Source organism: Serpens gallinarum (assembly GCF_014836765.1).
GTDB classification, from domain to species: Bacteria; Pseudomonadota; Gammaproteobacteria; order Pseudomonadales; family Pseudomonadaceae; genus Serpens; species Serpens gallinarum.
Genome location: NZ_JACSQG010000015.1, coordinates 33,079 through 57,475, shown reverse-complemented (window position 1 = coordinate 57,475; position 24,397 = coordinate 33,079). Strand labels below are relative to the sequence as shown.

Here is a 24,397-nt window from a genome sequence, read left to right as displayed (position 1 = left end):
TGTGAGAGTAGGTCATCGTCAAGCGCCTAAACCCAAAACCCCAATCCGCGCACGCGGGTTGGGGTTTTGTCTGTGTGTGCGGAAAACCCTGGCGATCAAAAAAAGTGGGCTGCGTCGGGAGCCTCGGCTCCGCTGGCGTGTAGACAGACCGTGAGAGACTAAGTCTTCTAAGGCCTGAACCGGTTTCTTTGCAAGCTTGCTGCGGGCCGATATGATGCGCACCTCTTCATGGAGTGAGCATGAATGCTGGAATTACTGAGATTGATCCAGGACGGCAGTTTTCACTCAGGTGAAACGCTTGGAAAGCAGTTAGGCATCAGCCGGGCGGCAGTGTGGAAGCAAATTGAACAACTAGAGCTTCAGCATCAAGTAGCAATTCATAGGGTTCGTGGCCGCGGCTATCGCTTGGCGGAGCCATTGCTACTACTTGATTGTGAGCGAATTGATGGAAGTGCCCTGCAACTGGAATCGGTAATCGTAAAGGATGTGCTGGATTCGACTAATGCCGAGTCATTGCGGTTGGTAGCAAGTGGGCTTGCGGCGCCCTTTATCGTCCTCGCTGAGCAACAACTCGCTGGCAGAGGGCGAAGAGGGCGAGAATGGGTTAGCCCATGTGCTGAGAATATTTACTACAGCTTGGTGCTCCGGCTTGATCAGGGGGCTCGGATGCTGGAAGGTCTGAGTCTTGTTGTCGGGCTCGCCGCGCTTCGTGTATTGCGCGAGGCGGGGGTTGAGAGGGCGGGCTTGAAGTGGCCGAATGACATACTGGTGGGCAACCAAAAAATTGCCGGGATCCTGTTGGAGCTGATAGGTGATCCCACAGATATCTGTCATGTGGTGATCGGTATTGGCATCAACGTCAACATGCGGGCAGAGTCGAATGCCATTGATCGTCCGTGGACATCGGTGCTGCTTTCTACGGGCTCCAGGCAGGATCGGAATCACCTGGTCAGCCGGTTGAATTGCTTTCTTGCAGACTATTTGTCAAAGCAAAATGGACTAGGTTTCGCAGCGCTGCTCGATGAGTGGGAGCGAGAGCATCTCTGGCAGGGGCGGCAGGTGGTGCTGTCGGCCGGTGGTGAGCCCGTGCATGGGCAGGTTTTGGGGATACATGCAGATGGGGCTTTGCGTTTGCTCGTAAAAGGTTGTGAGCAACGGTATAGCGGTGGTGAGCTCAGTCTGAGGTTGCATGATGATTCTTGAGCTGGACTGCGGTAATAGCTTGATCAAGTGGCGCATCATTACGCAGGCGGGGGCGTTGGCTGAAGGCGGTTTGGCAAATAGCGAAGAAAAGCTGCTGGGCGACCTGGCGGCGTTGGTAAATAACCAGCCGCAAGCTTGTCGATTGGTCAGTGTGCGCAGTGCTGAAGAGACAGATCGCCTGGTTTCGTTATTAAAGGCACGCTTCGGGCTCAGTAGCGTTTGCGCGCAGCCAGCACGGGAGCTTGCTGGAGTTCGCAATGGTTATGAAGATTACACGCGTCTAGGTCTGGACCGTTGGCTGGCGGTGGTAGGTGCATACCAGTCGGCCCAAAAGGCTTGTCTAGTGATTGATGTGGGTACTGCGATCACGGCTGATTTCATCGCCCCGGATGGTCAGCATCTGGGTGGTTTCATCTGTCCCGGAATGCCATTAATGCGTGATCAGTTACGGACTCATACTCGAAAGATCCGCTATGGTGACGAGTCGGTAGTGGCATCGTTATACGGTCAATCTCCTGGACGGTCCACGATTGAGGCCGTTGAGCGTGGGTGTATGCTGATGCTGCGGGGTTTTATACGCGGTCAGCTTGAGATTGCACATGAATATTGGCGAGATGATTTCGAGACGTTCCTAACTGGCGGAGATGCTGGGCTGGTCTGTGAGCAGATTCCAGGCGCTCGGCTAGTGCCGGATCTGGTGTTTGCGGGCCTCGCTTTGGCTTGCCCAATTCTGAGGTAGAAATGCGCTGGTTATTCCTCCTGCTGCTGGTAATAAATATATTTTATTTCGTTTGGAATCAGCAGCAGCTTCCAGGTTTGGCGCAATCCGTTTCCCCCTTTACGCTTCACAGTGGCGAAAAAGATCAAATTCGTCTGATCAGTGAAGAGGTTTACAAGCGTGCGTCTGCTTCAAAGAATGCGCGCGTGGCAGATGCAGCGCAATGTCTGTTCCTTGGAGGGTTCGAGCACCAGGCTGACGCTGCAGCTCTTGAGCAGCGTCTTCTTAGTCTGGACATCATGTCGAATGTGCATGAGCGTGAAGCCGAGGCAGGTGTCGATTATTGGGTTTACCTGGCACCGTTGGGTTCGCGCGAAGCTGCTTTACGACAATTGAAAGAGCTGCAGTCACGAGCCGTTGACAGCTATCTGATTACCCAGGGCGATTTGGCTAACGGTATTTCCTTGGGTATTTTTTCGCGTAATGATTCGGCGCGCAGCGTGCTTCAGCGTATGCGGAGCATAGGGTACGCGGCCGAGTTGCGGGAGCTAAGGCGGGCGTCGCGCACGTTCTGGCTGCAGGTCGCCCCGCGGAGCAGTTATTTAATTGGAGATGACTTGCTGGTGCGGTTAGCCAAGGATTTCTCTGGTTTGCAGCAACAGCAAAATCCGTGTGAAAACGCTGTTGCATCCGCTCCCTGATTTACCTAAAATGGCGCCCGCTTTGTGGTCGTTGCTGTCAAGACTGCCACGAAGTCTGTGTCAGGCGGCGCTAACTCTAAGATTTTAATAGAGAAAGTTCTTGACACTGCGAGGGATTCAGATAGAATTCCGCGCACTTTGGAGGGGTTCCCGAGTGGCCAAAGGGATCAGACTGTAAATCTGACGTCATCGACTTCGAAGGTTCGAATCCTTCTCCCTCCACCAAATAAGCGTAAATAGCAAGTTAGCGGGTATAGTTTAGTGGTAGAACCTCAGCCTTCCAAGCTGATGATGCGGGTTCGATTCCCGCTACCCGCTCCAGATTTGCTGTTTGTCAAAATGTTACGCTCATGTAGCTCAGTTGGTAGAGCACACCCTTGGTAAGGGTGAGGTCAGCGGTTCAAGTCCGCTCATGAGCTCCACATTTAAAAGGCAGATATGAAGATATCTGCCTTTGTTTTATGGTTACGTGAACCGATAATTCTGCGATGGGAGACGGGCTCAATGGCTAAAGAAAAATTTGAACGTAGCAAACCGCACCTCAACGTTGGCACCATCGGTCACGTTGACCATGGCAAGACCACGCTGACCGCAGCCCTGACCCGCGTCTGCGCCGAAGTATTCGGCAGCGGTGGTGCTTCCAAGGGTTACGACCAGATCGACAACGCGCCGGAAGAAAAGGCTCGTGGTATCACCATCAACACTTCGCACGTTGAATATGATTCCCCGACCCGTCACTACGCGCACGTTGACTGCCCGGGTCACGCTGACTATGTGAAGAACATGATCACCGGTGCTGCCCAGATGGACGGCGCGATCTTGGTCTGCTCGGCTGCTGACGGCCCCATGCCGCAAACCCGCGAGCACATCCTGCTGTCCCGTCAGGTTGGCGTTCCGTACATCGTGGTCTTCCTGAACAAGGCGGACATGGTTGACGACGCTGAGCTGCTGGAACTGGTCGAGATGGAAGTTCGCGATCTGCTGAGCACCTACGACTTCCCGGGCGACGACACCCCGATCATCATCGGCTCCGCGCTGATGGCCCTGAACGGCCAGGATGACAACGGCATGGGCACCACTGCGGTGAAGACCCTGGTGGAAACCCTGGACTCCTACATTCCGGAGCCGGTGCGTGCCATCGACCGTCCGTTCCTGATGCCGATCGAAGACGTGTTCTCGATCTCCGGCCGCGGTACCGTGGTAACCGGTCGTGTCGAGCGCGGTATCGTGCGCATCCAGGAAGAAGTGGAAATTGTCGGTATCAAGGATACTGTCAAGACCACGTGCACGGGCGTTGAAATGTTCCGCAAGCTGCTCGACGAAGGTCGTGCCGGTGAGAACGTGGGCGTGCTGCTGCGCGGCACCAAGCGTGAAGACGTGGAGCGTGGTCAGGTTCTGGCCAAGCCGGGCACCATCAAGCCGCACACCAAGTTCGAAGGCGAAGTGTACGTGCTGTCCAAGGAAGAAGGTGGTCGTCACACCCCGTTCTTCAAGGGCTACCGTCCGCAGTTCTACTTCCGTACCACTGACGTCACCGGTAACTGCGAACTGCCGGAAGGCGTTGAGATGGTGATGCCGGGCGACAACGTGAAGATGGTTGTTACCCTGATCGCTCCGATCGCCATGGAAGACGGTCTGCGTTTCGCGATTCGCGAAGGCGGCCGTACCGTAGGCGCTGGCGTGGTTGCCAAGATCATCGAGTAATCGGTTGATTTTGGGTCTTCAGGTCGGCATAATTGCCGGCCTGATTCGAGTTCTAGGCCAGTAGCTCAATTGGCAGAGCGGCGGTCTCCAAAACCGCAGGTTGGGGGTTCGATTCCCTCCTGGCCTGCCAGATTCCTTAAGTTGAGAATCTGGCATTTTTTTAAACAGGATCTAAACAGATGAACGCCAGGGTTGAAGCCAAAGAGAGTCGCTTTGATCTACTGAAATGGCTTTTTGTGGCTGCTTTGGTGGTGATCGGCGTAGTTGGTAATCAGTATTTTTCGGCTGAGCCTGTTCTATATCGTGTTCTGGTTCTGTTGGTTCTTGCTGTTGGAGCTATTTTCGTCGGGCTGCAAACGACGAAAGGGCGCGCTTTTCACGTGCTGGCTCGAGAGGCTCGTGTCGAGATTCGCAAGGTCGTATGGCCGACCCGTCAGGAAACCACTCAAACAACATTGATCGTTGTGGCTGTCGTTCTTGTGATGGCGCTGTTGTTGTGGGGGCTTGATTCGCTGTTGGGTTGGGTTGTTTCGTTGATCGTAGGTTAAAGGTGCTCCGTGGCTAAGCGATGGTACGTGGTGCATGCTTACTCGGGTTACGAGAAGCATGTCATGCGCTCGCTGATCGAGCGTGTCAGGCTGGCCGGCATGGAAGATGAGTTCGGCGAGATCCTCGTCCCCACCGAAGAAGTGGTGGAGATGCGCAACGGGCAAAAGCGCAAGAGCGAGCGTAAATTCTTTCCGGGCTACGTTCTTGTCCAGATGGAGATGAGTGAGGCGGCTTGGCATTTGATCAAGAATACGCCTCGCGTCATGGGTTTTATTGGTGGTACGGCAGACAAGCCTGCGCCGATTACCGAAAAGGAAGCCGAGGCGATCCTGCGTCGTGTTGCCGATAGTGGTGACAAGCCCAAGCCTAAGACGCTGTTTGAGCCCGGTGAGACGGTGCGTGTCGTTGACGGGCCGTTCGCAGATTTCAACGGTGTTGTCGAAGAAGTCAATTACGAGAAAAGTCGGATACACGTGGCTGTTCTCATTTTTGGACGCTCCACGCCAGTGGAGTTGGAGTTCAGTCAGGTCGAGAAGGCTTAACTGGCTCGCAGATCCCTTACCCCGCAGCTAAATGGGTTGCGGGGTTTTGTCGTCACTGGGATATACGCGTAAGCAACCGGGGAGCCTTCAGGCGCACGTACCCGTAAGTGGAGTAAGAAATGGCTAAAAAGATTACGGCTTATATCAAGCTGCAAGTTAAGGCAGGTCAAGCTAACCCGTCGCCGCCAGTGGGTCCGGCACTGGGTCAGCACGGTGTCAATATCATGGAATTCTGCAAGGCATTCAATGCCCGTACCCAAGGCCAGGAGCCTGGGCTGCCGACTCCAGTGATTATCACTGTTTACAGCGACCGCAGTTTTACCTTTGAAACCAAGAGCACTCCGGCAGCCGTGCTGCTGAAGAAGGCGGCAGGTATCACCGCTGGTTCCGCTCGTCCTAACACCCAGAAAGTCGGCACCGTGACTCGTGTTCAGCTGGAAGAGATTGCTAAAACCAAGCAAGCAGATCTGACTGCCGCTGACCTGGACGCTGCCGTGCGTAGCATTGCTGGCTCCGCTCGCAGCATGGGCCTGAACGTGGAGGGTGTGTAATGGCTAAGCTGACCAAGCGCCAGAAGGCAATTGCCGAAAAGATTCAGGCAGGCAAGCAGTATGCTTTCGAAGAAGCAGCTGCCCTACTGGCTGAGCTGTCCACCATCAAGTTCAAAGAGTCCGTTGATATTGCTATCAACTTGGGCGTTGATCCGCGTAAGTCAGACCAGGTCGTTCGTGGTGCTACCGTGCTGCCGAACGGAACTGGCAAGAGCGTGCGCGTAGCCGTGTTCACTCAAGGTCCGGCTGCCGAAGCTGCTCTGGCTGCGGGTGCGGATCGCGTTGGTATGGACGACCTGGCTGCCGAAATGAAGGGCGGCGACCTGAGCTATGACGTCGTCATTGCTTCCCCGGATGCAATGCGTGTCGTTGGTCAGTTGGGTCAGATCCTCGGTCCGCGCGGCCTGATGCCGAACCCGAAGGTTGGTACTGTAACCCCTGACGTCGCTACTGCCGTGAAGAATGCCAAGGCTGGTCAGGTACGCTTCCGTACTGACAAGAACGGCATCATTCACACCTCCATTGGCAAGGTTGATTTCGAGCCCGCCAAGCTGAAAGAGAACGTTGAAGCCCTGCTGGCCGATCTGCGTCGCCTCAAGCCATCCACTTCCAAGGGTGTCTATGTGAAGCGCGTAACGCTGAGCAGCACCATGGGCCCGGGTCTGCAAATCGACCAGGCTTCGTTCGAGGCGTAAGTTTGAAGTCGCAGCGGGCTTGCCCGCTGCGCAGGTATTGGGGTCCCTGCCTGGCGGGGGCTATCCAAGACCGTAGGCGGCGCAAGCCTTAAACACGAAAGCCTACGCAGATGGTGCTCCCGATTCTTTACCGAATCAGACACCAAAACGACGTCCGATTTCGATCGGATGAACCGGTAACATCCAGGAGTGAACCCGTGGCAATTAAACTCGAAGACAAGAAGGCCATCGTCGCTGAAGTCAACGAGGCTGCCAAAACTGCCCTGTCCGCTGTCGTGGCTGATGCCCGTGGCGTGACCGTAGGGGCCATGACCGGACTCCGTAAAGAGGCCCGCGAAGCTGGTGTGTACGTGCGTGTCGTACGTAATACCCTGCTCAAGCGCGCCGTTGAAGGCACTCCGTATGATGTGCTCAACGACGTGTTCAAAGGCCCGACCCTGATTGCTTTCTCTACCGAACATCCGGGCGCTGCCGCTCGTATCTTCAAAGAGTTCGCCAAGGGTCAGGACAAGTTCGAGATCAAGGCCGCTGCGTTCGAGGGTCAGTTCATCGCAGCCAATCAGATCGACGTGCTGGCAACTCTGCCGACCTATGACGAAGCTGTTTCGCAGCTGATGAGCGTGATTCAAGGCGCTACCAGCAAGCTGGCTCGTACTCTGGCGGCTATTCGTGACCAGAAAGAAGGCGTGGCCGCCTAACAAGGCCCCGCATACTTTTTCGACGTTATTCGTTTAATTCGATGGCCGTAAGGCCGTCACCCCAATACAGGAACTAGAGTCATGGCTCTGACCAACGAAGATATCATCAACGCCGTTTCCGAAATGTCCGTCATGCAGATCGTTGAACTGATCAAGGCGATGGAAGAGAAGTTCGGTGTTACCGCTGCCGCTGCCGCTGCCGCTGGCCCGGCTGCTGCCGCTGCCGTAGTTGAAGAGCAGACCGAGTTCACCATTTTCCTGGCCGAAGCTGGCGACAAGAAAGTGAACGTGATCAAGGCTGTTCGTGAACTGACCGGCCTGGGCCTGAAAGAAGCCAAGGCTGTTGTTGACAGCGCTCCCGGCATCGTCAAGGAAGGCGTTTCGAAAGAAGAAGCCGAAGCTGCCAAGAAGTCCTTGGAAGAAGCAGGCGCCAAGGTCGAGCTCAAGTAAGCGCGACCTTGCGTCTACAGCCTGAGCGTCTCGCACAAGGCTGATGGCTGGTGGCTAATGCCACCGGCCTTTTTCCGTTATAGGCGGCTTGCGAATGCAGGCTGCCTGTGACACCACCATATAGGTGGCGCAGATCATGATCTGCACGAGTTTCTGGCTGCTCCCGTCGGGAGAAGCCAAACAAGCAGGTGACCAAGCTGGGGAACGCTGATGGCTTACTCATACACTGAGAAAAAACGTATCCGCAAGGACTTTAGCAAGTTGCCGGACGTGATGGATGTGCCCTACCTCCTGGCCATCCAGCTGGATTCGTATCGCGAATTCCTGCAGGCGGGGGCAAGCAAAGACCAGTTCCGCGACGTTGGCCTTCATGCGGCCTTCAAATCCGTTTTCCCGATCATCAGCTATTCCGGCAGCGCCGCTCTGGAATACGTAGGCTATCGCCTGGGTGAGCCGGCCTTTGATGTCAAAGAGTGCGTGCTGCGTGGCGTAACATTTGCCGTCCCGCTGCGGGTAAAACTGCGCCTGATCATTTTCGACAAAGAATCGTCGAATAAAGCGATCAAGGACATCAAGGAACAAGAAGTTTACATGGGGGAAATCCCCCTGATGACCGAAAACGGTACCTTTATCATTAACGGTACTGAGCGTGTCATCGTTTCTCAGCTGCACCGCTCGCCGGGCGTGTTCTTCGACCACGATCGCGGCAAGACTCACAGCTCGGGCAAGCTGCTGTACTCCGCGCGCATCATTCCCTACCGTGGCTCCTGGCTGGACTTCGAGTTTGACCCGAAGGACGCAGTGTTCGTGCGTATCGACCGTCGCCGCAAGCTGCCGGCTTCGGTGCTTTTGCGCGCCCTGGGTTACAGCACCGAGGAAATCCTCGACGCCTTCTATTCGACCAACGTGTTCCAGATCAGGGGTGATGGCCTGAGTCTGGAGTTGGTGCCCCAGCGTCTGCGTGGCGAAATTGCCGCGTTCGACATCCAGGATGAGAACGGCAAGGTCATCGTTGAGCAAGGCCGCCGGGTTACCGCGCGCCACATCAACCAGATCGAAAAGGCCGGTATCAAGGAGCTTCAGGTTCCGCTGGACTACGTGCTGGGTCGCACCACGGCCAAGGCCATCGTGCATCCGGCTACCGGTGAAATCGTTGTCGAGTGCAACACCGAGCTGACCACCGAACTGCTGGTGCAGATCGGCAAGGCGCAAGTTGTGCGCTTTGAAACGCTGTACACCAACGAAATCGACTGCGGTCCGTTCATCTCCGACACCTTGAAGGTCGACAGCACCAGCAACCAGCTGGAAGCTCTGGTCGAGATCTACCGCATGATGCGTCCCGGCGAGCCGCCGACCAAGGATGCCGCTGAAACGCTGTTCAATAACCTGTTCTTCAGCGCTGAGCGTTACGATCTGTCTGCCGTGGGCCGCATGAAGTTCAACCGTCGGATCGGTCGTACCGAGATCGAAGGTTCGGGCGTGCTCAGCAAGGAAGACATCGTTGATGTGCTGAAGACCCTGGTCGATATCCGTAACGGCAAGGGCATCGTTGATGACATCGATCACCTCGGCAACCGCCGTGTGCGTTGTGTCGGCGAAATGGCTGAAAACCAGTTCCGTGTTGGCCTGGTGCGTGTTGAGCGCGCGGTCAAGGAACGTCTGTCCATGGCTGAAAGCGAAGGCCTGATGCCGCAAGACCTGATCAACGCCAAGCCGGTTGCGGCGGCGGTGAAGGAGTTCTTCGGATCCAGCCAGTTGTCGCAGTTCATGGACCAGAACAACCCGCTCTCTGAAATCACCCACAAGCGCCGTGTTTCCGCACTTGGCCCGGGCGGTCTGACCCGTGAGCGCGCAGGCTTTGAAGTCCGCGACGTACACCCGACTCACTACGGCCGTGTGTGTCCGATCGAAACGCCGGAAGGTCCGAACATCGGTCTGATCAACTCCCTGGCAGCCTACGCGCGTACTAACAAGTACGGCTTCCTGGAAAGCCCATACCGGGTGGTCAAGGAAGGCAAGGTTACCGACGAGATCGTGTTCCTGTCCGCCATTGAAGAGGCTGATCACGTGGTCGCCCAGGCTTCGGCGACCATGAACGAGCAGAACATGCTGACTGACGAACTGGTAACGGTTCGTCACCTCAACGAGTTCACCGTCAAGGCTCCCGAAGACGTGACCCTGATGGACGTGTCGCCGCGTCAGGTGGTGTCCGTAGCTGCTTCGCTGATTCCATTCCTGGAACACGATGACGCCAACCGTGCACTCATGGGTTCGAACATGCAGCGTCAGGCTGTGCCGACCCTGCGTTCCGACAAGCCCCTGGTAGGTACTGGCATGGAGCGCAACGTCGCCCGTGACTCCGGTGTCTGCGTCGTGGCCCGTCGTGGCGGCGTCATCGACTCGGTCGATGCCAGCCGAATCGTTGTGCGCGTGCATGATGATGAAGTTGAAACCGGTGAAGCCGGTGTGGATATCTACAACCTCACCAAGTACACCCGTTCCAACCAGAACACCTGCATCAACCAGCGTCCGCTGGTCAGCAAGGGTGATTCGGTTTCGCGCGGCGACATCATGGCGGATGGTCCGTCCACCGACATGGGCGAATTGGCCCTGGGTCAGAACCTGCGCGTGGCATTCATGCCGTGGAATGGCTTCAACTTCGAAGACTCCATCTGCTTGTCCGAGCGTGTTGTCCAGGAAGATCGCCTGACCACTATCCACATTCAGGAACTGACCTGTGTGGCGCGCGATACCAAGCTTGGCCCAGAGGAAATCACCGCGGACATCCCGAACGTGGGTGAAGCGGCGCTAAACAAGCTGGACGAAGCAGGCATCGTGTATGTCGGCGCTGAAGTCGGCGCTGGCGATATCCTGGTTGGCAAGGTCACGCCGAAGGGCGAAACCCAGCTGACACCGGAAGAAAAGCTGCTGCGTGCGATCTTTGGTGAGAAGGCTTCCGATGTGAAGGACACCTCCCTGCGTGTGCCGACTGGCACCAAGGGTACCGTCATCGACGTTCAGGTCTTCACTCGTGATGGCGTGGAGCGCGACTCCCGTGCCCTGGCCATCGAGAAGATGCAGCTCGACGAGATCCGCAAGGACCTCAACGAAGAGTTCCGCATTGTCGAAGGTGCGACCTTCGAGCGTCTGCGTGCCGCTCTGGTCGGCGCCGTCGTTGAAGGCGGTGCTGGCCTGAAGAAGGGTGCCAAGGTCACCGACGAGGTGCTTGACGGGCTGGAGCGTGGCCAGTGGTTTAAGCTGCGCATGGCAGAAGATCCGCTGAACGAGCAGTTGGAAAAAGCCCAGGCCTACATTTCCGACCGTCGTCAGCTGCTCGATGACAAGTTCGAAGACAAGAAGCGCAAGCTGCAGCAGGGCGACGACCTGGCACCGGGCGTGCTGAAAATCGTCAAGGTTTACCTGGCGATCAAGCGTCGCATCCAGCCGGGTGACAAGATGGCCGGTCGCCACGGTAACAAGGGTGTGGTCTCGGTGATCATGCCGGTCGAAGACATGCCGCACGATGCCAACGGCACACCGGTGGACATCGTCCTCAACCCGCTGGGCGTACCGTCGCGTATGAACGTTGGCCAGATCTTGGAAACCCACCTGGGCCTCGCGGCCAAGGGCTTGGGCGACAAGATCAATCTGATGCTCGAAGAGCAGCGCAAGGTCGCCGACCTGCGCAAGTTCCTCGGCCAGATCTACAACGATATCGGCGGTCACAAGAAGGAAGAGTTGGAAAGCTTCAGCGATCAGGAAATTCTCGATCTCGCACACAACCTGCGTCAGGGTGTGCCGATGGCCACGCCTGTGTTCGACGGCGCCAAGGAGCATGAGATCAAGGCGATGCTCAAGCTTGCCGATCTGCCGGAAAGCGGTCAGATGCGCCTGATCGACGGTCGCACCGGTAACCAGTTCGAGCGTCCGACCACCGTCGGCTACATGTACATGCTCAAGCTGAACCACCTGGTCGACGACAAGATGCACGCGCGTTCCACCGGTTCCTACAGCCTGGTCACTCAGCAGCCGCTGGGCGGTAAGGCGCAGTTCGGTGGTCAGCGTTTCGGGGAGATGGAAGTCTGGGCGCTGGAAGCCTATGGCGCCGCCTACACCCTGCAGGAAATGCTGACCGTGAAATCGGACGACGTGAACGGCCGAACCAAGATGTACAAGAACATCGTGGACGGCGATCACCGCATGGAGGCCGGCATGCCCGAGTCCTTCAACGTGCTGATCAAAGAAATCCGCTCGCTCGGTATCGACATCGAACTGGAAACCGAATAACACGCACCGCCTATGCGGCGCCCGGCCAACAGCCGGTCGCCGCAGGTCCGTGAGGAGGAAAGGCCTTGAAAGACTTGCTGAATCTGTTGAAAAACCAGGGTCAGGTTGAAGAGTTCGATGCGATCCGTATCGGTCTGGCTTCGCCTGAGATGATCCGTTCCTGGTCTTTCGGCGAAGTAAAAAAGCCGGAAACCATCAACTACCGTACCTTTAAGCCTGAGCGCGATGGTCTGTTCTGCGCCAAGATCTTTGGCCCGGTCAAGGACTACGAGTGCCTGTGCGGTAAGTACAAGCGCCTCAAGCATCGCGGCGTAATCTGCGAGAAGTGTGGTGTGGAAGTGGCCCTGGCCAAGGTTCGTCGTGAGCGCATGGCGCACATCGAACTGGCCTCGCCGGTCGCTCACATCTGGTTCCTGAAGTCGCTGCCGTCCCGTATCGGCCTGCTGCTGGACATGACCCTGCGTGACATCGAGCGCGTGCTTTATTTCGAAAGCTACGTGGTGATCGATCCGGGCATGACCACCCTGGAAAAGGGTCAGCTGCTGAACGATGAGCAGTACTTCGAAGCCCTTGAAGAATTTGGCGATGACTTCGATGCCCGCATGGGTGCCGAAGCCGTTCGCGAGCTGCTGATCGCCATTGATCTGGAGCACGAGATCGGCCGCCTGCGCGAAGAGATTCCGCAGACCAACTCGGAAACCAAGATCAAGAAGCTGTCCAAGCGACTGAAACTGATGGAAGCCTTCCAGGGGTCGGGCAACCTGCCTGAGTGGATGGTTCTGACCGTTTTGCCGGTGCTGCCGCCGGACCTGCGTCCGCTGGTTCCGCTGGATGGTGGCCGCTTCGCGACCTCCGATCTGAACGATCTGTATCGTCGCGTGATCAACCGTAACAACCGTCTGAAGCGCCTGCTCGACCTGTCCGCTCCGGACATCATCGTGCGTAACGAAAAGCGCATGCTGCAGGAAGCGGTTGATGCCCTGCTGGATAACGGCCGTCGCGGTCGCGCCATCACCGGCTCGAACAAGCGTCCGCTGAAGTCCCTGGCCGACATGATCAAGGGTAAGCAAGGTCGCTTCCGTCAGAACCTGCTGGGTAAGCGCGTGGACTACTCCGGTCGTTCCGTGATTACCGTGGGTCCGACCCTGCGCCTGCACCAGTGCGGTCTGCCGAAGAAGATGGCTCTTGAGCTGTTCAAGCCGTTCATTTTCGGCAAGCTGGAAATGCGTGGTCTGGCGACCACCATCAAGGCTGCCAAGAAGATGGTCGAGCGTGAATTGCCGGAAGTCTGGGACGTCCTCGCCGAAGTCATTCGCGAACACCCGGTACTGCTCAACCGCGCGCCGACCCTGCACCGTCTGGGTATCCAGGCGTTCGAGCCGGTCCTCATCGAAGGCAAGGCCATCCAGCTGCACCCGCTGGTCTGCGCCGCGTACAACGCCGACTTTGACGGTGACCAGATGGCCGTACACGTGCCGCTGACGCTGGAAGCCCAGCTGGAAGCGCGCGCGCTGATGATGTCCACCAACAACGTACTGTCGCCCGCCAACGGCGAGCCGATCATCGTGCCGTCACAGGACGTGGTCTTGGGTCTGTACTACATGACCCGTGAGTCCATCAATGCCAAGGGCGAGGGTCGCGTGTTCGCCGACCTGCAGGAAGTCGATCGGGTGTTCCGCGCCGGTGAAGCGTCGCTGCACGCCAAGGTCAAGGTTCGTATCCATGAAACCATCAAGCAGAAAGACGGCTCGTTGGTCGAGAATGCTCGCATTGTAGATACCACTGTTGGTCGTGCGCTGCTGTTCCAGATCGTGCCTAAAGGCCTGTCGTACGACGTCGTCAACCAGTCGATGAAGAAAAAAGCGATCTCCAAGCTGATCAACCAGGCGTACCGCACGGTTGGTCTGAAGGACACCGTGATTTTCGCCGACCAGTTGATGTACACCGGTTTTGCCTATTCGACGATTTCCGGCGTGTCCATCGGCGTCAATGACTTCGAGATTCCGGACGAGAAGGCTCGCATCATTGATGCCGCCACCGACGAAGTGAAGGAAATCGAAGCCCAGTATGCCTCCGGCCTGGTAACCCAGGGCGAGAAGTACAACAAGGTGATCGACCTGTGGTCGAAGGCCAACGATGAAGTCTCCAAGGCGATGATGGCCAACCTGTCCAAGGACAAGGTTATTGATCGCGACGGTAACGAAGTCGAGCAGGAATCGTTCAACTCCATGTACATGATGGCCGACTCCGGTGCGCGTGGTTCCGCCGCGCAGATCCGTCAGCTGGCTGGTATGCGTGGCCTGATGGCCAAGCCGGACGGTTCCATCATCGAAACGCCGATCACCGCAAACTTCCGTGAAGGGCTGAACGTACTCCAGTACTTCATTTCTACCCACGGCGCTCGTAAGGGTCTGGCGGATACCGCACTGAAGACCGCTAACTCCGGTTATCTGACCCGTCGTCTGGTCGACGTGGCGCAGGACCTGGTAGTGACCGAGGTTGATTGCGGCACCGAGCAAGGTCTGCTGATGACTCCGCACATCGAAGGCGGTGACGTCGTCGAGGCGCTGGGTGATCGCGTGCTGGGCCGTGTGATTGCCAAGGACGTACCGAAGCCGGGTAGCGATGAGATCATTGTGCCGGCTGGCACCCTGGTCGATGAGAAGTGGGTTGAGTTCATCGAGCGCAACAGTATCGACGAAGTGGTCGTGCGTTCGCCGATCACCTGCGAAACCCGCTACGGCATCTGCGCCAAGTGCTACGGTCGCGATCTGGCTCGTGGTCACCAGGTCAACATTGGTGAGGCGGTCGGTGTAATTGCTGCCCAGTCCATCGGTGAGCCGGGTACCCAGCTCACCATGCGTACCTTCCACATCGGTGGTGCGGCAAGCCGGACTTCGGCCGTCGACAACGTGATGGTGAAAAACGGCGGTACCATTCGCCTGCATAGCATCAAGCACGTGGTACGTGCCGACGGCAACATCGTCGTCGTGGAACGTTCCGGTGAGCTGGCGGTAGCCGACGACTTCGGTCGTGAGCGCGAGCGCTACAAGCTGCCCTATGGTGCGGTCATTTCCGTCAAGGAAGGCGACAAGGTCGATGCCGGTACTGTAGTGGTCAAATGGGACCCGCACACCCACCCGATCGTGACCGAAATGAAGGGTACCGTGACCTTCGTCGGCATGGAGGAGGGCATCACCATCAAGCGCCAGACCGACGAACTGACCGGTCTGACCAACATCCAGGTGCTTGATGCCAAGGATCGTCCGGCCGCCGGCAAGGACATCCGTCCGGCGATCAAGATGGTTGATGAGAATGGCAAGGACCTGCTGCTGCCGGGTACCGACGTAATGGCGCAGTACTTCCTGCCCGCCAACGCGTTGGTCGGTGTGGCGGACGGTGCGCAAATCGGTGTCGGTGACGTCATCGCGCGTATTCCCCAGGAAACCTCGAAGACCCGCGACATCACCGGTGGTCTGCCGCGCGTTGCCGACCTGTTCGAAGCGCGTCGTCCGAAGGAAGCATCGATTCTGGCTGAAATCAGCGGAACCATCTCCTTCGGCAAGGAAACCAAGGGCAAGCGCCGCCTGGTCATTACTCCGACCGATGGCAGCGATCCGTACGAGGAACTGATTCCGAAGTGGCGTCACCTCAACGTCTTCGAAGGCGAACAGGTGAACAAGGGCGAAGTGATCTCCGACGGCCCGAGCGATCCGCACGATATCCTGCGTCTGCTGGGTGTCAGTGCACTGGCACGCTACATCGTCACCGAGATTCAGGACGTTTATCGCCTGCAGGGTGTGAAAATCAACGACAAGCACATCGAAACCATCCTGCGCCAGATGCTGCGCAAGGTTGAAATTGCCGAGTCGGGTGATTCCAGTTTCATCAAGGGCGACCAGATGGAACTGACCGCAGTGCTGCGCGAAAACGAGCGTCTGGCAGCCGAAGACAAATTCATTGCCAAGTTCACTCGCGTACTGCTGGGTATTACCAAGGCTTCGTTGTCCACCGAGTCGTTCATTTCCGCGGCATCCTTCCAGGAAACCACCCGCGTATTGACCGAGGCGGCCGTTACCGGCAAGCGCGATTACCTGCGCGGCTTGAAGGAAAACGTCGTTGTGGGTCGTCTGATCCCGGCCGGTACCGGTCTGGCCTATCACAGCGAGCGCAAGCGTCGCCGTGAGTTGGACAAGCCGCTGCGCGTGAGTGCCGACGAGGTCGAGGCAGCTCTGACCGAGGCGCTGAACTCCAGCGGAAACTGAGTGTAAAGCCCGGGCGAAACTCGCCCGGGCTTTACCTTGACGGGAACTTGCAGTCTCTTTAGACTCATGCACCCCTAAATTTGGCAGGGCGCGTCGCTCTGCCATTTTGCTTTCTTTGGAAAGCGATAGCGTCGAAAGACAACAGTGGAGCTAGTAGATGGCAACTATCAACCAGCTGGTGCGTCAGCCGCGCAAGCGCATCGTCGAGAAATCCGACGTGCCGGCGCTGCAGAACTGCCCGCAACGTCGTGGCGTGTGCACCCGCGTGTATACCACCACCCCGAAAAAACCGAACTCGGCACTGCGTAAAGTCTGCCGCGTACGTCTGACCAACGGTTTCGAGGTTTCCTCGTACATCGGCGGTGAAGGCCACAACTTGCAAGAGCACAGTGTTGTGCTGATTCGCGGCGGCCGTGTAAAGGACCTTCCGGGTGTTCGTTACCACACCGTGCGCGGTTCCCTGGATACCTCGGGTGTCAAGGATCGTAAGCAGGGTCGTTCCAAGTACGGCGCCAAGCGTCCGAAGTAATTCAGCTTTATATTTAATTGAGTCGATAAGAGTAAGGTCGGACGTAACCAAGGCGTTATCGTTCCGGGCTAACCTGAAGACCGTTTGAGGGCTTATCAATGCCAAGACGTCGTGTAGCAGCCAAGCGTGAGATTCTGGACGATCCGAAATACGGAAGCCTGATTCTCGCCAAATTCATGAACCACGTGATGGAAAGCGGCAAGAAGGCCGTGGCCGAGCGCATCGTTTACGGTGCTCTGGACACTGTCAAAACCCGCAAGAACAGCGATCCCCTGGAGATCTTCGAAAAAGCTCTCGACGCCATCGCTCCGCTGGTCGAAGTGAAGTCCCGCCGTGTTGGCGGTGCGACTTACCAGGTTCCGGTTGAAGTTCGTCCGTCCCGTCGAAATGCCCTGGCTATGCGCTGGTTGGTGGATAGCGCGCGCAAGCGTGGCGAAAAATCCATGGCTCTGCGTCTGGCTGGCGAACTCATGGATGCCTCCGAGGGCAAGGGAGCTGCAGTGAAGAAGCGTGAAGACGTGCACCGCATGGCAGAAGCCAACAAGGCGTTCTCGCACTACCGCTTCTAATTCAAGCGCTCTATTTACGAGGACCTAATTGTGGCCCGTACTACCCCAATCAACCGCTACCGTAACATCGGCATCTGCGCGCACGTGGATGCCGGTAAAACCACTACGACTGAGCGGATTCTGTTTTACACCGGCGTAAACCATAAAATGGGCGAGACCCATGATGGTGCCAGTACCACCGACTGGATGGTGCAGGAGCAGGAGCGTGGTATTACCATCACCTCCGCCGCTGTGACCGCTTTCTGGCAGGGCTCGCAGAAGCAGTTCGACAAGTACCGCGTCAACGTGATCGACACCCCCGGTCACGTGGACTTCACCATTGAAGTAGAGCGTTCGCTGCGCGTGCTGGACGGCGCGGTGGTGGTCTTCTGTGGTACTTCCGGCGTTGAGCCGCAGTCGGAAACCGTATGGCGTCAAGCCAACAAGTACGGCGTGCCGCGCGTTGTCTACGTCAACAAGATGGACCGTCAGGGTGCCAACTTCCTGCGTGTGGTCGGTCAGATCAAGCAGCGCCTGGGTCACACCCCGGTACCGCTTCAGCTGCCGATCGGCGCCGAAGAGAACTTCAAGGGTCAGATCGACCTGATGAGCATGCAGGCTGTGTACTGGGATGAGTCCGATATGGGCATGACTCCCCGTTACGAAGCCATTCCTGCAGAGCTCCAGGCACAAGCCGAAGAGTATCGCTCGAACTTGGTAGAGGCAGCTGCCGAAGCCAACGAAGAGCTGATGAACAAGTACCTCGAGGAAGGCGATCTTTCCGTCGAGGAAATCAAGGCTGGTCTGCGTCAGCGTACCATCGCCGGTGAAATCGTTCCGGCTGTCTGTGGGTCCTCCTTCAAGAACAAGGGCGTGCCCCTGGTTCTCGATGCCGTGATCGACTACCTGCCGGCGCCGACTGAAATTCCGCCGATCCAGGGTACCAATCCGGACAACGAAGAGGAGACCGATGAGCGCGTGGCTTCTGACGAAGCTCCGTTCGCGGCTCTGGCGTTCAAGATCGCAACCGACCCCTTCGTCGGTACGCTGACCTTTGCTCGTGTCTACTCGGGCGTTCTGGCCTCTGGTGACTCGGTGATCAACTCGGTCAAGGGCAAGAAAGAGCGCGTCGGCCGTATGGTGCAGATGCACGCTAACGAGCGCCAGGAAATCAAAGAGGTCCGCGCTGGCGACATCGCTGCGCTGATTGGCATGAAAGATGTGACCACAGGTGACACCCTGTGCGACATCAACAAGCCGATCATCCTTGAGCGTATGGATTTCCCGGAGCCGGTGATCTCGGTTGCCGTGGAGCCGAAGACCAAGGCTGACCAGGAAAAAATGGGTATCGCGCTGGGCCGCCTGGCTCAGGAAGACCCGTCTTTCCGCGTGAAGACCGACGAAGAAACCGGCCAGACGATCATTTCCGGGATGGGTGAGCTTCACCTGGACATCCTGGTTGACCGTATGCGTCGCGAGTTCAACGTCGAGGCCAACATCGGTAAGCCGCAAGTTTCTTACCGTGAAAAGATCACCAAGAGCTGCGAGATCGAAGGTAAGTTCGTTCGCCAGTCCGGTGGTCGTGGCCAGTTCGGTCATTGCTGGATTCGCTTCTCGCCGGCTGACGAAGGTCAGGAAGGCTTGGTGTTTGAAAACAAGGTTGTGGGCGGTGTGGTTCCGAAGGAATACATCCCTGCGATCCAGAAGGGCATCGAAGAGCAGATGAAAAACGGCGTTGTCGCCGGTTATCCGCTGCTGGGCCTGAAGGCTGAAGTGTTCGATGGCTCTTACCACGACGTCGACTCGAACGAAATGGCGTTCAAGATCGCGGCTTCCATGGCGACTAAGCAACTTGCCCAGAAAGGCGGCGGTGTTGTTCTTGAGCCGATCATGAAGGTCGAAGTGGTAACCCCTGAGGACTACATGGGTGACGTGATGGGTGACCTGAACCGTCGTCGCGGTCTGATTCAGGGTATGGATGACTCGGTTTCTGGCAAGGTAATTCGTGCCGAAGTGCCGCTGGGTGAAATGTTCGGCTATGCGACCGACGTTCGTTCCATGTCCCAGGGCCGTGCCAGTTATTCCATGGAGTTCTCCAAGTACTCCGAAGCTCCGTCGAACATCGTCGAAGCGCTCACCAAAAAACAAGGTTAATCATCCTTTACGCTAGGAGTTTACTGTCGTGGCTAAAGAAAAATTTGAACGTAGCAAACCGCACCTCAACGTTGGCACCATCGGTCACGTTGACCATGGCAAGACCACGCTGACCGCAGCCCTGACCCGCGTCTGCGCCGAAGTATTCGGCAGCGGTGGTGCTTCCAAGGGTTACGACCAGATCGACAACGCGCCGGAAGAAAAGGCTCGTGGTATCACCATCAACACTTCGCACGTTGAATATGATTCCCCGACCCGTCACTACGCGCACGTTGACTGCCCGGGTCACGCTGACTATGTGAAGAACATGATCACCGGTGCTGCCCAGATGGACGGCGCGATCTTGGTCTGCTCGGCTGCTGACGGCCCCATGCCGCAAACCCGCGAGCACATCCTGCTGTCCCGTCAGGTTGGCGTTCCGTACATCGTGGTCTTCCTGAACAAGGCGGACATGGTTGACGACGCTGAGCTGCTGGAACTGGTCGAGATGGAAGTTCGCGATCTGCTGAGCACCTACGACTTCCCGGGCGACGACACCCCGATCATCATCGGCTCCGCGCTGATGGCCCTGAACGGCCAGGATGACAACGGCATGGGCACCACTGCGGTGAAGACCCTGGTGGAAACCCTGGACTCCTACATTCCGGAGCCGGTGCGTGCCATCGACCGTCCGTTCCTGATGCCGATCGAAGACGTGTTCTCGATCTCCGGCCGCGGTACCGTGGTAACCGGTCGTGTCGAGCGCGGTATCGTGCGCATCCAGGAAGAAGTGGAAATTGTCGGTATCAAGGATACTGTCAAGACCACGTGCACGGGCGTTGAAATGTTCCGCAAGCTGCTCGACGAAGGTCGTGCCGGTGAGAACGTGGGCGTGCTGCTGCGCGGCACCAAGCGTGAAGACGTGGAGCGTGGTCAGGTTCTGGCCAAGCCGGGCACCATCAAGCCGCACACCAAGTTCGAAGGCGAAGTGTACGTGCTGTCCAAGGAAGAAGGTGGTCGTCACACCCCGTTCTTCAAGGGCTACCGTCCGCAGTTCTACTTCCGTACCACTGACGTCACCGGTAACTGCGAACTGCCGGAAGGCGTTGAGATGGTGATGCCGGGCGACAACGTGAAGATGGTTGTTACCCTGATCGCTCCGATCGCCATGGAAGACGGTCTGCGTTTCGCGATTCGCGAAGGCGGCCGTACCGTAGGCGCTGGCGTGGTTGCCAAGATCATCGAGTAATCGGTTGATTGGTGGCAAAAAGGGTCCTTCGGGGCCCTTTTTGTTTTGGCTGGTCAAAGATTGACACCCTGTAGGGGCATCCGTACAATTGCGCCTCCTTTTAACGGGCGTATTCCGCCCGTTAGGGATGGCAAATTGGAGTCTGAGGTCAAAATGCAAAACCAACAAATCCGTATTCGGTTGAAGGCTTTTGACCATCGCCTGATCGATCAATCAACCCAGGAAATCGTGGAAACCGCGAAACGTACTGGTGCTCAGGTGCGTGGTCCAATTCCTCTGCCTACCCGCAAGGAGCGGTACACGGTACTGGTTTCTCCGCACGTCAACAAAGACGCGCGCGACCAGTATGAAATTCGTACCCATAAGCGTGTGCTGGACATCGTTCAGCCGACCGACAAGACTGTCGATGCGCTGATGAAGCTCGATCTTGCGGCTGGTGTGGAAGTGCAGATCAGCCTCGGCTAAAACCTGCCGGTTTTAGTCGTGTAACGCTCTGAAATGGGCGGCCATAGCGGGTGAAAGCCCCGTACACTCATGAGGTTTACAACATGACTATTGGTGTAGTCGGTCGTAAGTGTGGGATGACCCGCATTTTCACCGAAGAAGGTGTCTCCATTCCGGTTACGGTCATTGAGATCGAGCCGAATCGCGTGACCCAATTCAAAAACGAAGAGAGCGATGGCTATCGCGCTGTACAGGTAACTGTCGGCGAGCGTCGCGCTTCCCGTGTGACCAAGGCGCAAGCCGGTCACTTCGCCAAAGCGAATGTCGCTGCTGGTCGTGCCGTTCTGGAATTCCGCCTCGAAGAGGGTGAGTACCAGGCGGGTGATCAGATTAATGCCGAAATTTTCCAGGCAGGTCAACTGGTCGATGTGACCGGTCAGTCCAAGGGTAAAGGCTTTGCCGGTACCATCAAGCGCTGGAATTTCCGCGGACAAGACAACACTCACGGCAACTCCGTCTCTCACCGCGTTCCAGGTTCCATTGGCCAGTGCCAGACTCCTGGTCGTGTTTTCAAGGGCAAGAAAATGTCCGGTCATATGGGCGCTGAGCGCGTGACCGTGCAGTCCCTGGAAGTGGTGCGCGTGGATGCCGAACGTAACCTGCTGCTGGTCAAGGGTGCCGTTCCAGGCGCTACCGGCGGTGACGTTGTCGTCCGTCCGGCTGCCAAGGCGTAAGGGGAGAATCTGAGATGCAATTGAATGTAAATGGCGCTCAGGCGATCGAAGTTTCCGATCGTATCTTCGGCGGTGAATTCAACGAAACGCTGGTACACCAAGCAGTCGTGGCCTATATGGCTGGCGGTCGCCAGGGTACTCGCGCGCAGAAGACCCGTTCCGAAGTATCTGGTGGCGGCGCCAAGCCGTTCCGTCAGAAGGGCACTGGCCGTGCTCGTGCCGGTACTATCCGCAGCCCCATCTGGCGTAGCGGTGGTGTGACCTTCGCGGCCAAGCCGCAGGATCACTCCCAGAAGCTCAACAAGAAGATGTATCGCGCAGCTCTGCGCTCCATCCTCGCTGAGCTGGCTCGTACCGAGCGTCTGGTCGTGGTTGAAGATTTTGTTGTGGATGCACCCAAAACCAAAGGCCTGCTGAACAAGCTGAACGGTCTGTCGCTGACTGACGTCCTGATCGTGTCCGAAGCTATTGATCAGAACCTGTACCTGGCTGCACGCAACCTGCCGCATGTTGATGTGCGTGATGTGCAGGGCGTCGATCCGGTCAGCCTGATCGCTTACGACAAAGTATTGATGACTGTGTCGGCAGTGAAGAAATTCGAGGAGCTGCTGGGATGAACCAGGAACGCGTATTTAAAGTACTGCTTGGCCCGCATGTCTCCGAGAAGGCTACTGTTCTGGCCGACAGCAAGAGTCAGTTCGTTTTCAAGGTTGCCACTGATGCAACCAAGCTGGAAATCAAGAAGGCCGTCGAAAGCCTGTTCAGCGTGAAGGTCGCCGGTATCCGCACTGTCAACGTGCAGGGTAAAACCAAGCGTACCGCTCGCGGTCTGGGCAAGCGTAATGACTGGAAGAAGGCGTACATCGCTCTCCAGCCAGGTCAAGATCTCGATTTCGCCAGCAGCGCTGAGTAAAGGGGTGCATCATGGCAATCGTTAAATGCAAACCGACTTCCGCTGGCCGCCGCTTTGTCGTCAAAGTGGTTGGGCAGGACCTGCACAAGGGCGCTCCGTACGCTCCGCTGCTGGAAAAGAAGTCCAAGACCGGTGGTCGTAACAACAACGGTCGCATCACCACCCGCCACATCGGCGGTGGTCACAAGCAACATTACCGTCTGGTCGACTTTCGTCGCAACAAGGATGGCATTCCAGCCATCGTTGAGCGCATCGAATATGACCCGAACCGTACCGCGCACATCGCGCTGCTGAAGTATGCCGACGGTGAGCGTCGCTACATCATTGCGCCCAAGGGCGTAGTGTCGGGCGATCAGCTGATTTCCGGTGCCAACGCGCCGATCAAGGCTGGCAACAGCCTGCCGCTGCGCAATATTCCGGTGGGTTCGACCATTCATGGTATCGAGCTGAAGCCGGGCAAGGGTGCTCAGATCGCGCGTTCCGCTGGTGCTTCGGCTCAGTTGGTAGCCCGTGAGGGCGCCTACGTGACCGTGCGTCTGCGCTCCGGCGAAATGCGTAAAGTATTGGCTGAGTGCCGTGCGACCCTGGGCGAAGTCTCGAACCACGAGCACAGCCTGCGTTCGCTGGGCAAGGCTGGCGCCAAGCGCTGGAAGGGTGTCCGTCCGACCGTACGTGGCGTGGCCATGAACCCGGTTGATCACCCGCATGGTGGTGGTGAAGGTCGTACCTCTGGTGGTCGTCATCCGGTGTCGCCGTGGGGCTTCCCGACCAAGGGCAAGAAAACCCGCACCAATAAGCGCACCGACAATATGATCGTCCGTCGCCGTAAGTAACTAGAGGGATACGACTGTGCCGCGTTCTCTGAAAAAAGGTCCTTTTATTGATCTTCACCTACTGAAGAAGATCGAAGTGGCGGTGGAAAAGAACGATCGCAAGCCGGTGAAAACCTGGTCGCGTCGTTCGATGATCCTGCCGCAAATGGTCGGTCTGACCATCGCCGTGCATAACGGTCGTCAGCATGTCCCGGTTCTCGTGAACGAAGACATGGTCGGCCACAAACTCGGCGAGTTCGCTGCTACCCGCACCTATCGCGGGCACGTGGCTGACAAAAAAGCCAAGCGTTAAGGGGTAAGGAAAGATGGAAGTAGCCGCTAAGCTGTCTGGCGCTCGTATCTCCGCCCAGAAAGCCCGCTTGGTCGCCGACCAAATCCGCGGGAAGAAGGTGGGCGAAGCGCTCAACCTGTTGGCTTTCAGCAACAAGAAAGCCGCTGAACTGCTGAAAAAAGTGCTGGAGTCGGCCGTGGCCAACGCTGAGCACAATGAGGGCGCTGACGTGGACGACCTGAAGGTTTCCACCGTTTTCGTCAACGAAGGGCGTTCGCTGAAGCGCATCATGCCGCGGGCCAAGGGCCGTGCTGATCGCATCGTCAAGCGGTCTTGCCATATCACTGTCAAGGTTGCGGACAAGTAACGGAGTCGATCAG

23 protein-coding genes and 4 tRNA genes are annotated in these 24,397 nt (G+C 57.2%); all 27 read left to right on the top strand.

Annotated elements, in window-relative coordinates; genetic code table 11:
• Window positions 1-243: 243 nt before the first annotated feature.
• The 27 genes from birA (at window position 244) to rplV (ending at window position 24,384) form a co-directional block, all read left to right on the top strand.
• On the top strand, window positions 244-1,203 hold the full coding sequence (gene birA, locus H9642_RS17705) for a bifunctional biotin--[acetyl-CoA-carboxylase] ligase/biotin operon repressor BirA (RefSeq protein WP_251837788.1): 960 nt from the start codon (window positions 244-246) through the stop codon (window positions 1,201-1,203).
• Window positions 1,193-1,942, top strand: coding sequence for a pantothenate kinase (locus H9642_RS17700; RefSeq protein ID WP_251837789.1), 750 nt, complete (start codon window positions 1,193-1,195; stop codon window positions 1,940-1,942). The genes birA and H9642_RS17700 overlap by 11 nt, the downstream gene beginning before the upstream one ends.
• A gap of 2 nt (window positions 1,943-1,944) precedes the next feature.
• Window positions 1,945-2,622, top strand: a complete 678-nt coding sequence (locus H9642_RS17695) for an SPOR domain-containing protein (RefSeq protein WP_251837787.1) — start codon at window positions 1,945-1,947, stop codon at window positions 2,620-2,622.
• 140 nt (window positions 2,623-2,762) lie between these two features.
• Window positions 2,763-2,847 (top strand) — tRNA-Tyr (locus H9642_RS17690).
• Between the two features lie 22 nt (window positions 2,848-2,869).
• A tRNA-Gly gene (locus H9642_RS17685) sits at window positions 2,870-2,943 on the top strand.
• A gap of 25 nt (window positions 2,944-2,968) precedes the next feature.
• Window positions 2,969-3,044, top strand: a tRNA-Thr gene (locus H9642_RS17680).
• A gap of 82 nt (window positions 3,045-3,126) precedes the next feature.
• The gene (tuf, locus tag H9642_RS17675) at window positions 3,127-4,326 is read left to right on the top strand and encodes an elongation factor Tu (protein WP_251837775.1); all 1,200 of its coding nucleotides are present in this window, start codon (window positions 3,127-3,129) and stop codon (window positions 4,324-4,326) included.
• A 54-nt stretch (window positions 4,327-4,380) separates the two neighbouring features.
• Window positions 4,381-4,456, top strand: a tRNA-Trp gene (locus H9642_RS17670).
• A 49-nt stretch (window positions 4,457-4,505) separates the two neighbouring features.
• A complete protein-coding gene (gene secE, locus H9642_RS17665) occupies window positions 4,506-4,874 on the top strand; it encodes a preprotein translocase subunit SecE (protein WP_251837786.1) in 369 nt (122 codons plus the stop codon).
• Between the two features lie 9 nt (window positions 4,875-4,883).
• Window positions 4,884-5,417 (top strand): transcription termination/antitermination protein NusG, encoded by a 534-nt coding sequence (gene nusG / locus H9642_RS17660; protein ID WP_251837785.1) that lies wholly within the window; start codon window positions 4,884-4,886, stop codon window positions 5,415-5,417.
• 119 nt (window positions 5,418-5,536) lie between these two features.
• Window positions 5,537-5,968: a 50S ribosomal protein L11 gene (rplK, locus tag H9642_RS17655; protein ID WP_251837784.1), complete on the top strand. Its 432-nt coding sequence runs from the start codon at window positions 5,537-5,539 to the stop codon at window positions 5,966-5,968.
• Window positions 5,968-6,663: a 50S ribosomal protein L1 gene (gene rplA, locus H9642_RS17650; RefSeq protein ID WP_251837783.1), complete on the top strand. Its 696-nt coding sequence runs from the start codon at window positions 5,968-5,970 to the stop codon at window positions 6,661-6,663. The genes rplK and rplA overlap by 1 nt, the downstream gene beginning before the upstream one ends.
• 197 nt (window positions 6,664-6,860) lie before the next feature.
• A complete protein-coding gene (gene rplJ, locus H9642_RS17645) occupies window positions 6,861-7,361 on the top strand; it encodes a 50S ribosomal protein L10 (RefSeq protein WP_251837782.1) in 501 nt (166 codons plus the stop codon).
• 81 nt (window positions 7,362-7,442) lie between these two features.
• Window positions 7,443-7,811, top strand: a complete 369-nt coding sequence (gene rplL, locus H9642_RS17640) for a 50S ribosomal protein L7/L12 (protein WP_251837781.1) — start codon at window positions 7,443-7,445, stop codon at window positions 7,809-7,811.
• Window positions 7,812-8,021: 210 nt separating this feature from the next.
• Window positions 8,022-12,098, top strand: coding sequence for a DNA-directed RNA polymerase subunit beta (gene rpoB, locus H9642_RS17635; RefSeq protein ID WP_251837780.1), 4,077 nt, complete (start codon window positions 8,022-8,024; stop codon window positions 12,096-12,098).
• 65 nt (window positions 12,099-12,163) lie between these two features.
• Window positions 12,164-16,363, top strand: coding sequence for a DNA-directed RNA polymerase subunit beta' (gene rpoC, locus H9642_RS17630; protein WP_251837779.1), 4,200 nt, complete (start codon window positions 12,164-12,166; stop codon window positions 16,361-16,363).
• 157 nt (window positions 16,364-16,520) lie between these two features.
• The gene (gene rpsL, locus H9642_RS17625) at window positions 16,521-16,892 is read left to right on the top strand and encodes a 30S ribosomal protein S12 (RefSeq protein WP_251837778.1); all 372 of its coding nucleotides are present in this window, start codon (window positions 16,521-16,523) and stop codon (window positions 16,890-16,892) included.
• 98 nt (window positions 16,893-16,990) lie between these two features.
• Window positions 16,991-17,461 carry a 30S ribosomal protein S7 gene (gene rpsG, locus H9642_RS17620; RefSeq protein ID WP_251837777.1) on the top strand — a complete coding sequence of 157 codons (471 nt, stop codon included), beginning with the start codon at window positions 16,991-16,993 and terminating at the stop codon, window positions 17,459-17,461.
• A gap of 30 nt (window positions 17,462-17,491) precedes the next feature.
• Window positions 17,492-19,594: an elongation factor G gene (gene fusA / locus H9642_RS17615; RefSeq protein WP_251837776.1), complete on the top strand. Its 2,103-nt coding sequence runs from the start codon at window positions 17,492-17,494 to the stop codon at window positions 19,592-19,594.
• Between the two features lie 28 nt (window positions 19,595-19,622).
• Entirely contained in the window at window positions 19,623-20,822 is a 1,200-nt protein-coding gene (gene tuf / locus H9642_RS17610) for an elongation factor Tu (RefSeq protein ID WP_251837775.1), read from the top strand.
• A 153-nt stretch (window positions 20,823-20,975) separates the two neighbouring features.
• Window positions 20,976-21,287, top strand: a complete 312-nt coding sequence (rpsJ, locus tag H9642_RS17605; protein ID WP_003463313.1) for a 30S ribosomal protein S10 — start codon at window positions 20,976-20,978, stop codon at window positions 21,285-21,287.
• An 83-nt stretch (window positions 21,288-21,370) separates the two neighbouring features.
• Complete coding sequence (rplC, locus tag H9642_RS17600; protein ID WP_251837774.1) at window positions 21,371-22,000, top strand: 50S ribosomal protein L3; 630 nt, start codon at window positions 21,371-21,373, stop codon at window positions 21,998-22,000.
• A 14-nt stretch (window positions 22,001-22,014) separates the two neighbouring features.
• Window positions 22,015-22,617, top strand: coding sequence for a 50S ribosomal protein L4 (gene rplD / locus H9642_RS17595; RefSeq protein WP_251837773.1), 603 nt, complete (start codon window positions 22,015-22,017; stop codon window positions 22,615-22,617).
• On the top strand, window positions 22,614-22,913 hold the full coding sequence (gene rplW / locus H9642_RS17590) for a 50S ribosomal protein L23 (protein WP_251837772.1): 300 nt from the start codon (window positions 22,614-22,616) through the stop codon (window positions 22,911-22,913). Before rplD ends, rplW begins: the two co-directional genes overlap by 4 nt.
• A gap of 11 nt (window positions 22,914-22,924) precedes the next feature.
• Window positions 22,925-23,746, top strand: coding sequence for a 50S ribosomal protein L2 (gene rplB, locus H9642_RS17585; RefSeq protein WP_251837771.1), 822 nt, complete (start codon window positions 22,925-22,927; stop codon window positions 23,744-23,746).
• A 16-nt stretch (window positions 23,747-23,762) separates the two neighbouring features.
• Window positions 23,763-24,038, top strand: coding sequence for a 30S ribosomal protein S19 (gene rpsS, locus H9642_RS17580; RefSeq protein WP_090444963.1), 276 nt, complete (start codon window positions 23,763-23,765; stop codon window positions 24,036-24,038).
• 13 nt (window positions 24,039-24,051) lie between these two features.
• Window positions 24,052-24,384: a 50S ribosomal protein L22 gene (rplV, locus tag H9642_RS17575; RefSeq protein ID WP_251837770.1), complete on the top strand. Its 333-nt coding sequence runs from the start codon at window positions 24,052-24,054 to the stop codon at window positions 24,382-24,384.
• Window positions 24,385-24,397 lie beyond the last annotated feature (13 nt).

What these genes read in the sequence shown, in the direction of transcription:
- rpoB (WP_251837780.1), top strand. Translation starts at nt 8,022, where the DNA reads ATGGCTTACTCATACACTGAGAAAAAACGTATCCGCAAGGACTTTAGC.
- rpsJ (WP_003463313.1), top strand. Translation starts at nt 20,976, where the DNA reads ATGCAAAACCAACAAATCCGTATTCGGTTGAAGGCTTTTGACCATCGC.
- rplL (WP_251837781.1), top strand. Translation starts at nt 7,443, where the DNA reads ATGGCTCTGACCAACGAAGATATCATCAACGCCGTTTCCGAAATGTCC.
- tuf (WP_251837775.1), top strand. Translation starts at nt 3,127, where the DNA reads ATGGCTAAAGAAAAATTTGAACGTAGCAAACCGCACCTCAACGTTGGC.
- rplK (WP_251837784.1), top strand. Translation starts at nt 5,537, where the DNA reads ATGGCTAAAAAGATTACGGCTTATATCAAGCTGCAAGTTAAGGCAGGT.
- rplW (WP_251837772.1), top strand. Translation starts at nt 22,614, where the DNA reads ATGAACCAGGAACGCGTATTTAAAGTACTGCTTGGCCCGCATGTCTCC.
- rplC (WP_251837774.1), top strand. Translation starts at nt 21,371, where the DNA reads ATGACTATTGGTGTAGTCGGTCGTAAGTGTGGGATGACCCGCATTTTC.
- rplD (WP_251837773.1), top strand. Translation starts at nt 22,015, where the DNA reads ATGCAATTGAATGTAAATGGCGCTCAGGCGATCGAAGTTTCCGATCGT.
- H9642_RS17695 (WP_251837787.1), top strand. Translation starts at nt 1,945, where the DNA reads ATGCGCTGGTTATTCCTCCTGCTGCTGGTAATAAATATATTTTATTTC.
- rpsG (WP_251837777.1), top strand. Translation starts at nt 16,991, where the DNA reads ATGCCAAGACGTCGTGTAGCAGCCAAGCGTGAGATTCTGGACGATCCG.
- H9642_RS17700 (WP_251837789.1), top strand. Translation starts at nt 1,193, where the DNA reads ATGATTCTTGAGCTGGACTGCGGTAATAGCTTGATCAAGTGGCGCATC.
- rplA (WP_251837783.1), top strand. Translation starts at nt 5,968, where the DNA reads ATGGCTAAGCTGACCAAGCGCCAGAAGGCAATTGCCGAAAAGATTCAG.
- rplV (WP_251837770.1), top strand. Translation starts at nt 24,052, where the DNA reads ATGGAAGTAGCCGCTAAGCTGTCTGGCGCTCGTATCTCCGCCCAGAAA.
- birA (WP_251837788.1), top strand. Translation starts at nt 244, where the DNA reads ATGCTGGAATTACTGAGATTGATCCAGGACGGCAGTTTTCACTCAGGT.
- rpsL (WP_251837778.1), top strand. Translation starts at nt 16,521, where the DNA reads ATGGCAACTATCAACCAGCTGGTGCGTCAGCCGCGCAAGCGCATCGTC.
- secE (WP_251837786.1), top strand. Translation starts at nt 4,506, where the DNA reads ATGAACGCCAGGGTTGAAGCCAAAGAGAGTCGCTTTGATCTACTGAAA.
- rplB (WP_251837771.1), top strand. Translation starts at nt 22,925, where the DNA reads ATGGCAATCGTTAAATGCAAACCGACTTCCGCTGGCCGCCGCTTTGTC.